Source organism: Sphaerisporangium perillae (genome assembly GCF_023276435.1).
Lineage (GTDB): Bacteria > Actinomycetota > Actinomycetes > Streptosporangiales > Streptosporangiaceae > Sphaerisporangium > Sphaerisporangium perillae.
The window spans coordinates 1-13,940 of sequence record NZ_JALLPO010000070.1; the positions used below are offsets into that span (position 1 = coordinate 1).

At 67.7% G+C, this 13,940-nt stretch carries 15 protein-coding genes; 4 read left to right on the forward strand and 11 right to left on the reverse strand.

The window, feature by feature from the left end:
- The 3 genes from MYF83_RS39910 to MYF83_RS39920 form a co-directional block, all read right to left on the reverse strand.
- The coding region (locus tag MYF83_RS39910; RefSeq protein WP_248966041.1) for an MFS transporter at positions 1-395 on the reverse strand (395 nt) is incomplete at its 3' end.
- A 494-nt stretch (positions 396-889) separates the two neighbouring features.
- Positions 890-1,348: an RtcB family protein gene (locus MYF83_RS44705; RefSeq protein ID WP_372500393.1), complete on the reverse strand. Its 459-nt coding sequence runs from the start codon at positions 1,346-1,348 to the stop codon at positions 890-892.
- A gap of 212 nt (positions 1,349-1,560) precedes the next feature.
- On the reverse strand, positions 1,561-2,013 hold the full coding sequence (locus tag MYF83_RS39920; RefSeq protein WP_248966017.1) for a hypothetical protein: 453 nt from the start codon (positions 2,011-2,013) through the stop codon (positions 1,561-1,563).
- Between the two features lie 1,140 nt (positions 2,014-3,153).
- Between MYF83_RS39920 and MYF83_RS39925 the strand changes: the two genes are divergently transcribed.
- The 4 genes from MYF83_RS39925 (at position 3,154) to MYF83_RS39940 (ending at position 5,394) form a co-directional block, all read left to right on the forward strand.
- Complete coding sequence (locus tag MYF83_RS39925; RefSeq protein ID WP_248966018.1) at positions 3,154-3,699, forward strand: UTRA domain-containing protein; 546 nt, start codon at positions 3,154-3,156, stop codon at positions 3,697-3,699.
- A 3-nt stretch (positions 3,700-3,702) separates the two neighbouring features.
- Positions 3,703-4,470, forward strand: coding sequence for a GntR family transcriptional regulator (locus MYF83_RS39930; RefSeq protein ID WP_248966019.1), 768 nt, complete (start codon positions 3,703-3,705; stop codon positions 4,468-4,470).
- Between the two features lie 185 nt (positions 4,471-4,655).
- Entirely contained in the window at positions 4,656-5,159 is a 504-nt protein-coding gene (locus tag MYF83_RS39935; protein ID WP_248966020.1) for an ATP-binding protein, read from the forward strand.
- Positions 5,149-5,394 (forward strand): hypothetical protein, encoded by a 246-nt coding sequence (locus MYF83_RS39940; protein ID WP_248966021.1) that lies wholly within the window; start codon positions 5,149-5,151, stop codon positions 5,392-5,394. The genes MYF83_RS39935 and MYF83_RS39940 overlap by 11 nt, the downstream gene beginning before the upstream one ends.
- Here the strand turns inward: MYF83_RS39940 and MYF83_RS39945 are convergent.
- The 8 genes from MYF83_RS39945 to rhaI form a co-directional block, all read right to left on the reverse strand.
- On the reverse strand, positions 5,386-5,922 hold the full coding sequence (locus MYF83_RS39945; protein WP_248966022.1) for a DUF6082 family protein: 537 nt from the start codon (positions 5,920-5,922) through the stop codon (positions 5,386-5,388). The genes MYF83_RS39940 and MYF83_RS39945 overlap by 9 nt on opposite strands.
- Before the next feature lie 17 nt (positions 5,923-5,939).
- Complete coding sequence (locus MYF83_RS39950; RefSeq protein WP_248966023.1) at positions 5,940-6,134, reverse strand: DUF6879 family protein; 195 nt, start codon at positions 6,132-6,134, stop codon at positions 5,940-5,942.
- Positions 6,119-6,436 (reverse strand): DUF6879 family protein, encoded by a 318-nt coding sequence (locus MYF83_RS39955; RefSeq protein ID WP_372500395.1) that lies wholly within the window; start codon positions 6,434-6,436, stop codon positions 6,119-6,121. The genes MYF83_RS39950 and MYF83_RS39955 overlap by 16 nt, the downstream gene beginning before the upstream one ends.
- Positions 6,373-7,077: an MFS transporter gene (locus MYF83_RS43480; RefSeq protein ID WP_372500394.1), complete on the reverse strand. Its 705-nt coding sequence runs from the start codon at positions 7,075-7,077 to the stop codon at positions 6,373-6,375. Before MYF83_RS43480 ends, MYF83_RS39955 begins: the two co-directional genes overlap by 64 nt.
- A 288-nt stretch (positions 7,078-7,365) precedes the next feature.
- Positions 7,366-7,719 carry a MerR family transcriptional regulator gene (locus tag MYF83_RS39970; RefSeq protein WP_248966025.1) on the reverse strand — a complete coding sequence of 118 codons (354 nt, stop codon included), beginning with the start codon at positions 7,717-7,719 and terminating at the stop codon, positions 7,366-7,368.
- Between the two features lie 646 nt (positions 7,720-8,365).
- Positions 8,366-10,477: a cellulose binding domain-containing protein gene (locus tag MYF83_RS39975; protein WP_248966026.1), complete on the reverse strand. Its 2,112-nt coding sequence runs from the start codon at positions 10,475-10,477 to the stop codon at positions 8,366-8,368.
- Between the two features lie 266 nt (positions 10,478-10,743).
- Positions 10,744-12,783 carry a bifunctional aldolase/short-chain dehydrogenase gene (locus MYF83_RS39980; protein ID WP_248966027.1) on the reverse strand — a complete coding sequence of 680 codons (2,040 nt, stop codon included), beginning with the start codon at positions 12,781-12,783 and terminating at the stop codon, positions 10,744-10,746.
- A gap of 2 nt (positions 12,784-12,785) precedes the next feature.
- On the reverse strand, positions 12,786-13,940 hold the full coding sequence (rhaI, locus tag MYF83_RS39985; RefSeq protein ID WP_248966028.1) for an L-rhamnose isomerase: 1,155 nt from the start codon (positions 13,938-13,940) through the stop codon (positions 12,786-12,788).

A 13,940-nucleotide genomic window follows, 5' to 3' on the forward strand; every position in this document is an offset into this window, starting at 1 on the left:
GCCATGGCCGAGCCGAGCCTTTCGGGCGGCAGCTCATCCCGCATGATGCTGATCCCGAGCGGGATAACGCCGATCCCGCATCCCTGCAGAACCCGCCCGGCGACCACCGGGACCAGGCCGTCGGACAGGGCGCAGACCGCCGACCCGATCACCATGAGCCCGAGGCTCCCGAGCAGCACCCGCCGCTTGCCGTACAGGTCGCCGAGCCTGCCGCTGACCGGGTTGCAGACGGCGGCGGCCAGCAACGTGGAGGTGATCACCCACGACGCGTTCGAGGCGGAGGTGTGCAGCAGGCGCGGCAGGTCGGGGATGATCGGAACGACGATGGTCTGCATCAGCGACACGACGATGCCGCACAGCGCCAGCACGGTCACCACACTCCCCGGCGCCCGCACCCGGCCGGACGCCCGCCCCTCCCCCGGCGGCGCGGACGCCCGCTGCCCGGCCGGCGCCCGCGACCCCGTCCTGCCCGGCGCCCGGGAGTCCCCCTCGACGCCGGACTCATCCCCGCCACCGGGAGCGCCGACTCCCGAAACCGAACCGCTCACAGACAGCCCCCGATCGGCGATCACCAAGTTGCAGGCATTAGCACGATACATACCCATTGATCACGACTCCCCGTATGAAGCGGGGCCGCGCATGAACGGGGGCTTCATCAAAGCAGCGGGCTGAGTGGGCCGGTATGGGACACGTACAACGCGTCACGGGCACGGGTGCAGGCCACGAATAGAAGGCACCGCTCACGCTGCAGGTCTTGCAGGTGCGTGACCGAGTCCTCTTCCAGTGGGGACTCCGCTGGCCCGAGACCGGCGGCAAGGTCGTCTGGGCCGAGATCGAACGCTGATGGCCGCCGGAGGAGGAAGCGACCGTTTCCGCACGAGCTCGGGTGTCAACTGATGACGTTCGATGCCGATCTCCGCCGTGCTGCTGAGAGCATTGAGCGGGACAACCCCGGCTGGGCGGTCATCTGGGCCCCTGGCGGCGGCGGTTCTGCGCGTTCTCCCGTGAGGCGAGGACAGCCGACCTGATCATGGAGGCCACCGCGCCGCAGCAGCGGGACGCCATCAAGCGCCCCCGCCGCCCGCCCCCACCCGCGCCGCAAGTAACGCGGAGAGTTCCTACCTTCGCCGTCAAAGAGGCCGCCTACGTATGGCAGATTGAGCACGTCGACGAGTGCGCCGACGCCGGTCGGCGTTCCACGTGCGGCCGGCCATCGCCGTGGTGAGTGACTCGGCCGAGAGCTCCGCCGCGCCTGGCCGCGGGACATGCGCCGCCCGGCGCCGTGCGAGCAGGAGTTGTACGGGGCCGTGTTCTTCAACTCGGTCACGATGTAGGACCGGGTGCCCATCGATCCTGGGATGACTCCCTCGTCGCCGGTGGAGACGGTGGCGTATCCGTACCGGGTGGAGCCGACCTCTCGTCCTGGCCGGCCGACACCGTTGAGGAGTGGTTCTCCCCCGGCACTATGACCGACCGATACCTGGACCTCTCCCACCGCACCGGGCTCGTCGTCATCGCTTCACCCGCGAAGCCACACGGTCAGCCATGCGTGAACGCGCGTCATTTGTACTGCCCGGTGATCGTCCACCAGCACTGTTCCAGCCACCAGCGCAGCGCACGGATCGTCGCCCGGGCACGCAACCAGATCGGAAGGCGGGAATGCGGGGTGAAGATCCACACATCTGCGGCGACGCTGTCGGCGTGTTCCTTGATCTCCTGGTCGGGGCTTCGCAGCAGCGCGCGAAGCACCTCCAGCGTCGGCCGGTCGACCTCACCCGTCAGCCGCACCATGTGGCTCAGTGCGGTCAATCCTTGCAGGCGGGTCTCCTTGCTGCCCGAGTGCAGGGCACGCAGGACCAGCGGGCCGACCCTGCCCGCGTCGGGCACCGACAAGGACACCCCTATGAGCGCGATCCCGACGAAGCGCTCTCCCCGCTCGAACGCGTCCTCGACCTCCGCCGGATCGTCACACCCGCTGAGATCGCTGCCGTTCTCCCAATCCAAGCGCCTCATCTCCTACGTTAATGCCCATGTGCGCTTAGCACTTCGCAGGTAGATCTTTATTGCGGCCACAGAAATAATACTCCATGGCTATTCGCAATGCCCTTGCCCGTCCGTCGCTGACATAGTCGACAAGGAAGGCCGAAGTGTAGCCGCTGGCGTCGCCCGGGTAGTAGGAAAGCTGTAATACTAACTCGGTGCGTGGCTGCACCGGCGTTTCACCGTGCGCACATTTCTGTGTGACTTCACGGTTATCTTTGGACAGACCCTTGCGCTGGATGGTTGTAGATAGTCTCCATTTCCAGCAACATCCTTGTTGGATGAACCGTCGAGAGGGAGGAGCACGAAACCTTCGAGGCGTATCCCTCCCCGCGGATTCTCTAACCGCACATTTCTTACGGTAACCGATCCGCGCCGATCCAAGCATAGACGTAGGCCACCGTACACATAGGGTTGACCGGGTACGCTTTCGCTCATGCCCTCGCCAGTAATAACACCTCCGCCGCCCAGCCATTCCAGCGTAGGCCCTGCGTGGGCAACGTCCGCGCAGCCTGGTGCCACGATCAGCGCGAGGCATGCGAGGACCACGCGGACGTTTCCCATGTCTGGCAGCTCCTATAGTCGTACCTTGTGAGAATGGAGGTTATCTGCGTAAACGATATCAAGAGGATCGGCCTTCTCGAGCTCTTCTGCGAGAACCGCGAAAGTCTTCGAGAATCGCCGTCGTAGTATGTCAATGACCATTCGCCCCTCGGACACCGTATCGATATTCCAAAATGGCTCTCTGTACGGCCCCTCATTTCGATCTTGATCGTCCACTTAATCTCTCTTCCTCAGGATCGTTTTGAAGATACCGTTGGGCTTGATTTGATACACCTCCCCCGAGCGATCCCGGCCCGGACTCCTTCAACTCGGCCACCAGCGGTACCGAGGTGGAACCGGAGCGGGAGCAAGTCTTCGACGACGGGCTGTTCCCCCAGATGGTGCGCTGTTCTAGGACAACCGTTAGGTAGGGAGGTGTGGCTGCACGTCCCCGGCGCCCTCCGCCGCCGGGCCCTCGTAGCATCCATCCGTGATCGCTGGGAACCAACCGATAGAGTGGCACTCATTGCTTACTACTATGCCACCTAAGCCACTTCGGAGTTGATCTCTATGGGCACTCTCGGCGAGTGGATCGGCAGTTCTACAAGCTATCTGTCGCCACGCGCTCCAGGACAGAGGGACGCCTGGTCGGAGGAACTTATCGAAACTGGCAGGTCCGGCTCTCAGCACCTTCGAGAGGTGGCCGAGATCGCACCACCCGCTCAGGTGGCTCAAGCTTTGGGGATGGAGGCAGGTGGCACTGTCGTCGTTCGACGTCGGATGATGCTTGTCGACGAGCGGCCTGTAGAACTGACCGATTCGTACTACCCTGCAACGGTCGCGGCAGGCACGCCCCTCGCGGAGGCAAAGAAGATCCCTGGTGGGGCTCCAACTCTCCTTGCGGAAATCGGCTATTCCCCTGATGAGGTGTACGAAGACATCTCCATCAGGGCCCCCACAAGGGAGGAAGCCGACCTTCTCCACGTGCAGGACGAATCCCTGGTCGTTGTGCTTTTCAGGGTCGTCATGGCGGCGGGGCGCATACCGTTCGAGGCTTCGGTGATGACGATGCTTCCCGAAGGACGCCACTTCCGCTACCGGTTCAAGGCGAGATGATCCATGACGAAGAAGACCGATGTCCGTCCCCGCCACCAGCAGATCGCAGCGGAGATCCGTGCGTTGATCATGTCAGGAGACCTGGCTCCAGGTACGCGTCTGCCAACGACCCAACAACTGATGGCCCAGTACAGCGTGACCAGTCAGACCGTACAACGGACCCTCAACGTGCTGAAGGACGAAGGTTTCGTCGTCGGACGAGCCGGCGTGGGAGTCTACGTGCGCGACGAGCCCGCGTTGGCCATCGTTCCCGCTTCCTACATGCCTCCGCCGCCTGAAGGCCAGGCCTATCCGTGGGCGACCGAGGCGGCCAAGCAGTCGCGGCAGGGAACCATAAAGCTTCTCGATGTAAGTGAGGTTGAGCCACCCGCGGCCGTTGCTCATGCATTCGGCCTGGCTGAGGGCGAAAGAGTGTCGGTGCGGCATCAACTTCTGACGCTCAACGACGCGCCCACCGAGTTGGCGTGGATCTATCATCCGCTTTCCATCTCCACAGGTACTCGGCTCATAGAACGCCGAAGGATCCTTGGTGGCTCCGCACGGCTGCTCACCGGGTTGGGGTACCCACCACGCCACTCAGTGGACAGGCTCTCTGTACGGCTCCCCACCTCCGAAGAGCTGGAGGTCTTGGAACTACCTGACGATGTGCCGGTATTGCGTACATTCCGAACGGTCTATACGGATGATAATCGGCCGATCGAGGCTCAAATACTGATTAAGGGCGGCCATCTCTACGAACTGGTCTACCAGCAGGATCTGCCTCGTACCTGACTCTTACCTGCGATCACCTCTTTCCAGGTAGTGGCACACAGCCGCCTGACGCCTTGCTACATTAGCGGCTAAGGCAATAAACAGTTCGGATCATAAAGAAGCCTCGGCGGTACCACCGAGAGGTGCGCTAACACCGCTCTCCGCCGAGGCCTGAGCATCAGCCCAACCTCGCCAAAGGAGTTCTGATGCAAGACCAGGCTATCCCGCATGAGGTGCCACAGAGCACCGGAGCCATCGGTGCCGCCCTTGACTTCCGGGGTGACGCCAAAGCGTTCGAGAGCTCCCCCGTGACGGTCAAGGACGCAAGAGACTTCGTGTCCGGCACCTTGAGCGCCTGGGGGCTGACCACGCGCCTCGATGACGTACGCCTATGCGTCTCGGAACTTGCCACAAACGCCCTCGTCCACGGCGACATCGACGGGCACGGCTACACGGTCGACGTAACCGCCACACACGAACTCGTCCGGGTGGAGGTACGCGACCGTAGCAAGCACCACCCCCGCGCTCGCACCCCCGACGACACCGATACTTCCGGGCGGGGGCTGCTGCTGGTCAGCGTACTGTCCGACGCCTGGGGCGTCGAAGAGCGGGAAGCGGCAGGCAAGGTCGTTTGGTCGGAGTTCAAGCTGGGCGGATCAGCAAGGACGTCCGGCAGTCAGCCGCTCGAAGGTTCGCATTATGCGATTTGACGACGACCTATCGCAGATCGCCTCCGCTCTCCAGCAGGAGAACCCAGGCTGGGTCGTCATGTGGGCCTCTTGGCGGCGGAAGTTCTGCGCCTTCTCCCGCGAAGCCCTGACGGCGAGTCTGATCGTCGAAGCCGCCAGTCCGGAACGGCTCGGCGTTCTCATGCGCCAGGTGGAAGCCGAGATCCACAACGCACGCATTCGGGGAGCGCAGGAGACGGGTCAGCAGTCATGCTGAGCTGCCGGGACGGTCGCGCCCGGACAGGAGGCGGCGAAGGATCCCGGTCAACACGGCACCGGCCAGCAGGGCGACGACAGGCCACATCGGCCACACGCGGGGAGCAGATCGGGAGCGTGATTCCGGCGCGGGAGGGGGGACGTAAGACGTTCTAGCGCGCCGGTACTCCTCGTCGAGGAGTTCGTGGAAGTGACGCTCGCGCCGCGTGGAGGTGCTGCTGATCCGCAGAAGCATCCTGAGTGCCTGCTCGCGGGTTGCCTTGGCCTCACGGGCCTGCAGGAGCAGCGACACTGAGACACCGATGAGGGCCAGTACCGACAGGATCGCCGAGGCCGCCCTGTACGTCTGACCGATGAAGCTGAGCCTTTCCCAATCCTGCGCTTGCCCGTCCAGCCGTTCGAGCATGAGCGGGGACAGTGCGACCAGGGAGGACATCAGGAAGATCACGATCAGTAGCAGGGTGGTGATGAGCGCGCGCCGAGGAAGGCCCCGAGCGGGTAGCCGAGCGTAGAGGCGGGATAACGGCACGGCGGACGCTTCTACGATCAGCCGGCGATCGCCGGGGGCGGCAGCGGCGCGATCTCCCGGTCGAAGTAGCTCAGCAGCGCCTCCCCCTTGCCGTACAGTTCCGCGAGCTCCGCGCGGCAGGCCTCGAACACCTTCGGATCTTCGATTCTCCGGGCCCCTTCGAGGATCCCGGTCTCGTCGTACAGGACCTCGTACATCACCAGCGAGCCCACCAGCACCACCTCTGGCAGCTCGGCGGTGGTCTCAGGTGGGCGACGGCGTCGGCGGGAAGGACGCGGATCTTCGCGCCCGCCTCCACGCGGAGCTTGAGGATCTGCATCTCCCACTGAAGATAGGGGGTCACCGGATGGTGCACGATGCGAAGCCGGCGCAGCTCCGGACCGGAACCTGAGCCCATCGCCTCGCGCATCTCTTCCACCAGGGCCAGCGCACGCTTCCAGTCGCCCTCGATCATGGCCACCCAGCTGGGAACATCCGGCTCCTGGAAGTGCTGTGCGCGCTCCAGCTTCCACAGCGCCTCATCGCCGAGCCTGTCGAAGTAGCGCCAGAACTCGTCGAGATAGGCAGGAGCGTCCAGACGATGGCCGGGGATGTCACGAACCTGGTCAAGCATGAGGGATTTCCGGCCTGGCGGCGACGAGCATGTTGCGTGGAATGACCACGATGCGCTCGTCGGTGGCCACGGAGACGTCGGAGGACGTTGGGGCCGCTGTAGTTGCCGACGAAGCCGACAGTGGTGGAGCCCCCGGTGGGCAGCGAGCCGCTGGAGGCCTCGTTGACGACCTTGACGTCCGAGCCGGTCTGCGTCCAGACGGCGCTCCAGCCGCCGCCCAGGCTCTGCCAGGTCCTGGGCCAGCCGAAGTTCAGGGTCCAGCCGAGGGTGGCGCTCATCAGCGCCATGGCCGAGCCGAGCCTTTCGGGCGGCAGCTCATCCCGCATGATGCTGATCCCGAGCGGGATAACGCCGATCCCGCATCCCTGCAGAACCCGCCCGGCGACCACCGGGACCAGGCCGTCGGACAGGGCGCAGACCGCCGACCCGATCACCATGAGCCCGAGGCTCCCGAGCAGCACCCGCCGCTTGCCGTACAGGTCGCCGAGCCTGCCGCTGACCGGGTTGCAGACGGCGGCGGCCAGCAGCGTCGAAGTGATCACCCTGGCGGGCCTCCGATGGTCGATCACCGTGATGGATCGAACGATACAGAGCCCCTCGATCGCGACCGGACCCGAGGGGGCGCCCGTGCCGGGCGGATCGTGCCCGCGTCATGCGCCTGACGGAGCCGGTGCGATGGGCGCCGGTGGAAGCCGGGCCCCGTCCCCCGCACCGTTCACCCGCCGGGCCCCGTCCCCCGCACCGTTCACCCGCCGGGCCCCGTCCCCCGCACCGTTCACCCGCCGGACCGGTTCCACCCGTGCAGGTGCCGGTGTCCGCCCCGACTTCGGTCACCCTTGTGAGGTCATGCCGCGCTGCAGTTCGGCGTTGATGCGCAACGCCTCGGCGAGCTGGTCCTCCAGGATGATGATGCGGCAGGCGGCCTCCAGGGGAGTGCCCTGGTCGACCAGCTCTCTGGCTCTGGCCGCGAGGCGGAGCTGGTAGCGGGAGTAGCGCCGATGCCCGCCGCCGGAGCGTTGTGGCTCGATCAGTTTGGCGAGGCCCAGGCTGCGCAGGAAGGCCGGCGTCACTCCGAGCATCTCCGCGGCCCGCCCCATGCTGTAGGCGGGGTAGTCCTCGTCGTCGAACTTGTCATCTGGGCCGCCGGACGTGGAGCCGACCGCGGCGAACTGCGTTTGATCCATAAAGCCTTCCGGAACGCCGACAGGGGCCCCGGTGCCGTAGCACCGGGGCCCGAAGATGTTCAACACCATCTACCGGCCATCTGGCCGATCTACTGTTCTCCGCGTCGACCGCCCACGAGGGCGGAGGTGCGGGGATCGCTTATGCGTGACCGGAAACCACCTTCCTATCTGTGGAACCGCGGCACCCGGGCGGCCTGGCTCGGCCGGCGTCGGGCGATCCTGATGGCGTTCAACACTCCTTTCTATTCCTGATCTTCGAACTCGTTCGCACTTCGACGACGGCCGTCGCGGCCGTCCCGGCAGCGCGTCCACGGTCAGGGCCCTTGCAACCACATCGGCCCCGGCACGTCCGACCTTCTGCCGTCCACCTCGGTCAATCAGTCCATCCGGGCAGTTCGTCGTGAAACCGGTAGTCGTGCTCTGCCCTTGCTTCGTCCTTGCGATGTGAGAAACTCTAGCCCCATCACGCTCAAAAGTCTACGTCGGCTGCTATAGATTTCCGATCGCGAAGGAAGCAGGTTGACGCCCCTGGATGGTCACCGGCATGCCGCACCGTCCGGCCGCCGCCCGTGCAGGGCAAAGGAACGGGGTGCCCGGAGAGACGGACCCCGTTGGGAAGCGGAGGTCGGGACGGCGCCGGGCCGGGTCAGGTGGTTTGGCAGACGGTGCCGTTGAGGGTGAAGACGGCGGGGAGGATGTTGGGGCCGTTGTAGTTGCCGACGAAGCCGATCGTGGTGGAGCCCCCGGTTGCCAGCGAGCCGTTTGAGGACTCGTTGACGACCTTGACGTCCGGGCCGGTCTGCGTCCAGACGGCGCTCCAGCCGCCGCTCAGGCTCTGCCAGGTCCTGGGCCAGCCGAAGTTCAGGGTCCAGCCGTTGATCGGCGCGCCGTTGTTGGTGATGTCGATGGCGCCGACGTAGCCGCTGCCCCAGTCGGTCTGGTCGGTGAGCCGTACCGTGCAGGAGCTGGAAGCGGGCGTGCCGGTCGTGAAGGTCAGCGGCGGAGAGGCCCACGAGACGCCGCCGCCGCTGTCCCGCGCGATCACGTTGACCGTGTAGCGCGTACCCGGCCGGAGGTTGCCGACGGTGAAGGACGTGCCGGCGGTCTCGCCGAGCTGCTCGCTGACGGCTCCCTCTTGGCGGTGGACCTCGTACTTCACGATCGGGCGCGCACCGGCGGAGGCGGCCGGCCAGGAGATCGTGGCGGTCCGGTCGGTCACGTTCGAGGCCGTCGGCCGGCCGGGCGCGCCCGGCAGCCCGGTCTGCGCGGAGGCGGGACGCAGGACGATCGTGGTCAGCGACAGCGGCGGCAGCGTCTGGCTCACCGCGCTTCCCGCGGTCGAGCCGGTGATGCTCGTGGCGCCGTTGGTGTGGGTCAGCACGGTGGGCGCCCCGGAGGCCGGGGTGAAGCCGGAGTAGCCGATCGTCACCGGATAGGACGTGCCGGACGACCTGTTGATCAGCATGACCGCCAGATCGCCGTTGGGGCGGCGGACGGCGTGCGCGCCGACGGCCGCCTGGTCGGTGGCGGCGCCGATGAACTGGTCGCCGGAACGGGCGAACCTGCTCATCATCTGCAGCGCGAAGTACGGCGCGAAGGGCGTGTTGAGCGGCGGCTCGCACACGCCCCCGTCGGAGGTGCAGGTCGCGCTGGACAGCAGGCCGAAGTCGCCGTAGTCCGTCTGCCCCTCGACCTGCGTGACGGTGCCGATGCCGTTGTGCGCGTTCCACCAGTCGACCGTGAACACCCCGTTCGCGAGCAGCGTCGCGTAGGCGTCGGCGGCGGCCAGCGCGCCGGGCTGGGTGTTGGTGCCACCGCTGCTGGTCCCGGTGTTGAACTCGGTCATCGCGATGCCGATGCGCTCCGACCCGTGCCCCGCGTACGCGGCGATCTGCCGGCGGGTGAGCTGGATCATGTCGGGTACGTGGGCGGCCTTGTCCAGGGCGCCGGGGTACCAGTGCAGGATCACGAAGTCGATCTTCGATCCGGCGATCGACAGGACGACCTTGTTCCAGGTTCCGTCGTCGCCGGCGGCTACCAGCCCGTCCGGCCAGTTGGCAGGCGTGGTGAGCACCGCGCCGATCTTGATGGACGGGTCGGCCGCCTTCATCGCGTCGGCGTAGGCGACGACGTTGCGCGCGTATTCGGCCGGGCTCTTGTCGGCGTGGTCGTCCGCCTCCCAGGCGGAGCCGTAGCGGCCGTTGCCGTAGTTCTCGTTGCCGATCTCCCAGTATTTGATGCCGTAGCCCTTGGTGACGTTGGCGCTGCGGACCCAGGCCGCGGCCTCCTCGGCGGTGCCGGTGCCGTAGTTGGCGGTCACCATCGCCTGCGCTCCGGTGCGCCGCACGCCGCGCATGAAGGTGTCGAAGTCGGTGGCGGGGGCGACATAGCCGCCGGGAGCGGTGTGGTCGGCCCAGTGGTAGATGTCGGAGTACGAGCCGCCGGGATAGCGCAGCATCTTCACGCCGGCGTCCTTGAGCCGGTCGGCGGTCTGGTCGGTGCCCAGATTGGTGTCCCAGATGGCGTGATTGGTGCCGATGCCGGTTTCGGGGACGGTGGCGAGCGCGGCGCGGGCGTTGACGGTCACCGCGACGGGGGTGACGTCGTCGGCGTGCGCCGCGGGAACGGTCAGGACGGCCAGCGCCAGCACGACGGCGGACGCGACTCGTAACGGGGCCTTCGGCATCGGCAACCTCGCCATGGACAGCGGCATGGCCCCCGGACGGGAGGCTCCATGATCATGCGTGCTGTGCGTCACGCCCGTCAACCGTGCGTGAAACTTTCACTCCGCACGGTCAGCTCGGCGCTCGCCGACCGTGCGCGACCTGCCGTTTCTCCGTGTCGAGGCCAGCAGGGTGCCAGGTGGGGCGGGCACCCATGCCCGGATCCGGCTCGCCGTTTCCCCGCGCCGAGGCCGCGGGGTTCCCGGGAGCGCCGAGCGCCCACGCCTCGGATCCGGCTCGCCGTTTCCCCCGCGCCGAGGCCGCGGGGTGCCCGGGAGGGGCAGGCACCCCACGGCGTGGGTCAGCGGAGGAAGGCGGCGGCCACGCCGGCGTCCACGGGGATGTGGAGGCCGGTGGTGAGAGCGAGGTCTCCGCCGGTGAGCGCGAAGACCGCGGCCGCGATGTGCTCGGGCAGCACCTCGCGCTTGAGCAGGGTGCGCTGGGCGTAGAACTCGCCGAGCCGCTCCTCGGGCACGCCGTACACAGCTGCCCGGTTGGCGCCCCAGCCGGACGCGAAGATGCCCGAGCCGCGGACCACGCCGTCGGGATTCACCCCGTTGACCCGGATGCCGTACGCGCCGAGCTCCGCGGCCAGCAGGCGGACCTGGTGGGCCTGGTCGGCCTTCGCCGCGCCGTAGGCGACGTTGTTCGGACCGGCGAAGACGGAGTTCTTGGAGGAGATGTAGACCAGGTCGCCGCCCATCGCCTGGTCGATCATCACTCGCGCGGTCTCCCGGGAGACCAGGAACGACCCCCTGGCCATGACGTCGTGCTGCAGGTCCCAGTCGGCGATCGTGGTCTCCAGCAGGGAGCGCGACAGCGAGAGCCCGGCGTTGTTGACGACCAGGTCGACCCCGCCGAAGGCGAGGACCGCGCGGCGCACCGCCGCCTGGACCTGCTCCTCGGAGGTCACGTCCACCTCGACGGCGACCGCCGTGTCGGCCGTGCCGATCTCGGCGGCGACCTTCTCGGCCGCGCCGAGGTCGCGGTCGGCCACCACGACGCACGCGCCCTCGGCGGCGAGCCTGCGGGCGGTGGCCGCGCCGATGCCAGAACCGCCGCCGGTGACCAGGGCGACGCGGGTGGCCAGCGGCTTGGGCTTCGGCAGCCGCCGGAGCTTGGCCTCCTCCAGCTCCCAGTATTCGATGCGGAACTTCTCGGACTCCTCGATCGGCCGGTAGCTCGACAGCGCCTCGGCGCCGCGCATCACGTTGATCGCGTTGACGTAGAACTCGCCCGCCACCCGGGCCGTCTGCTTGTCCTTGCCGAAGCTGAACATGCCGACCCCCGGCACCAGCACGATCGCCGGGTCGGCGCCGCGCATCGCCGGCGAGCCCGGGACGGCGTGCCGCTCGTAGTAGGCGCGGTAGTCCTCCCGGTAGGCGGCGTGCAGCTCGCCCAGCCGGCCGATCACCTCCTCGAGCGGGGCGTCCGGCGGCAGGTCGACGACCAGGGGCGCGACCTTGGTGCGCAGGAAGTGGTCCGGGCAGGAGGTGCCGAGGGCGGCCAGGCGGGGATGCTCGGCCCGGGACAGGAAGCCGAGCACCTCCGGGGTGGCGGTGTAGTGGCCGACCTGGCGGGCGTCGGTCGAGCACAGCCCTCTGACCACGGGGAACAGCGCCGCGGCGCGCTCGGCCCGCTCGGCGTCGGAGAGCGGCTGGTGGATCACGGGACCGAACGGCTCGGCCCTGCCGTGCTCGGCGATGTGCCGCTCGGCCGTGCGGATGATCTCCAGGGAGCGGGCCTCGCACTCGGCGCTGGTGTCGCCCCAGGCGGTGATGCCGTGGCCACCGAGGACGACGCCGATGGCTTCGGGGTTCGCGTCCTTGAGGGCGGCGATGTCCAGGCCGAGCTGGAACCCCGGGCGCCGCCAGGGCACCCACAGCACGCGGTCGCCGAAGATCTCGCGGGTCAGCCGCTCGCCATCGGCCGCCGTGGCGATCGCGATGCCGGCGTCCGGGTGGAGGTGGTCGACGTGGACGGCGTCGACCAGGCCGTGCATGGCCGTGTCGATGCTCGGGGCCGCGCCTCCCTTGCCGAACGCGCAGTGGTCGAAGGCCGCCACCATGTCGTCCTCGCGCTCCACTCCCGGATAGACCCGGGTGAGCGAGCGCAGGCGGTCGAGCCGCAGGACGGCGAGGCCCGCCTCGGTGAGCGTGCCGAGGTCGCCGCCCGAGCCCTTCACCCACATCAGCTCGACGTCGGCGCCGGTGACCGGATCGGTAGCGGTACCCGTGGCGGAGGCGTTGCCGCCGGCGTAGTTGGTGTTGCGCGGGTCGGCGCCGAGCGCGTGCGCCCTGCGCAGCAGCTCACCGATGACCGGCTGAGTCTCTGAGGTCATGGTCAGGCCCCCCATCCGGCCTGGGGGCCGCCGACACGTTCGGCGACGATCTTCTCGGCGTAGCCGGAGCGCCGGTAGGCGGACATCGGGTCGGGGTCGAGGCCGGCCTCCTCGCGCAGCTCGGCGAGGAGCGGGCGCACGTCGGTGTTGAAGGCGTCCATGAACACGGCGTTGGCGCCGAGCACGTCGCCTTCGGACTGCGCCCTCGCCAGCGCGTCACCGTCGACGAGCAGCGCCTTGGCCGTCGCCTCCTGGACGTTCATCACCGACCGGATCTGGCCGGGGATCTTGGGCTCGATGTTGTGGCACTGGTCGAGCATGAACGCGGTGCGCTCGTTGTAGCCGCCACCGCGGATCACCTCGTACATGATGCGGAAGAGCTGGAAGGGGTCCGCCGCCCCGACCATCAGGTCGTCGTCGGCGTAGAAGCGGGAGTTGAAGTCGAACCCGCCGAGCATGCCCTCGCGGAGCAGGAACGCCACGATGAACTCGATGTTGGTGCCCGGCGCGTGGTGGCCGGTGTCCACGACCACCTGGGCCTTCGGCCCGAGCTTGAGGCAGTGCGCGTAGGCGGTGCCCCAGTCGGGCACGTCGGTGGCGTAGAAGGCCGGCTCGAACAGCTTGTACTCCAGCAGGAAGCGCTGCCCCTCGCCCAGCCGGTCGTACACCGCGGCCAGCGCCTCGGCGAGCCGGTCCTGGCGGGAGCGCAGGTCGTCCTGCCCGGGGTAGTTCGTGCCGTCGGAGAACCACAGCTTCAGCGTGTCGGAGCCGGTGAGGTCCATGATGTCGACGCACTCGAGCAGGTGGTCCAGCGCCTTGCGCCGCACGGCCGGGTCGGGGTTGGTGACGCTGCCCAGCATGTAGTCGTCGTCCTGGAAGACGTTGGAGTTGATGGCGCCGATGGCGATGCCGAGGTCGCAGGCGTGCCGGGCGAGGGCGGCGTAGTCGTCCACCTTGTCCCACGGGATGTGCAGGGCCACGGTCGGGGCGACGCCGGTGTGGCGGTGCACCTGGGCGGCGTCGGCCAGCTTCTCGTACGGATCTCGTGGCACGCCCCGCTGGGCGAACACCTTGAACCTGGTGCCCGAGTTGCCGAACGCCCAGGAGGGCGTCTCGATGCGCTGGCGCCCCAGCGCCGCTTTGATGTCCGTTGCCAT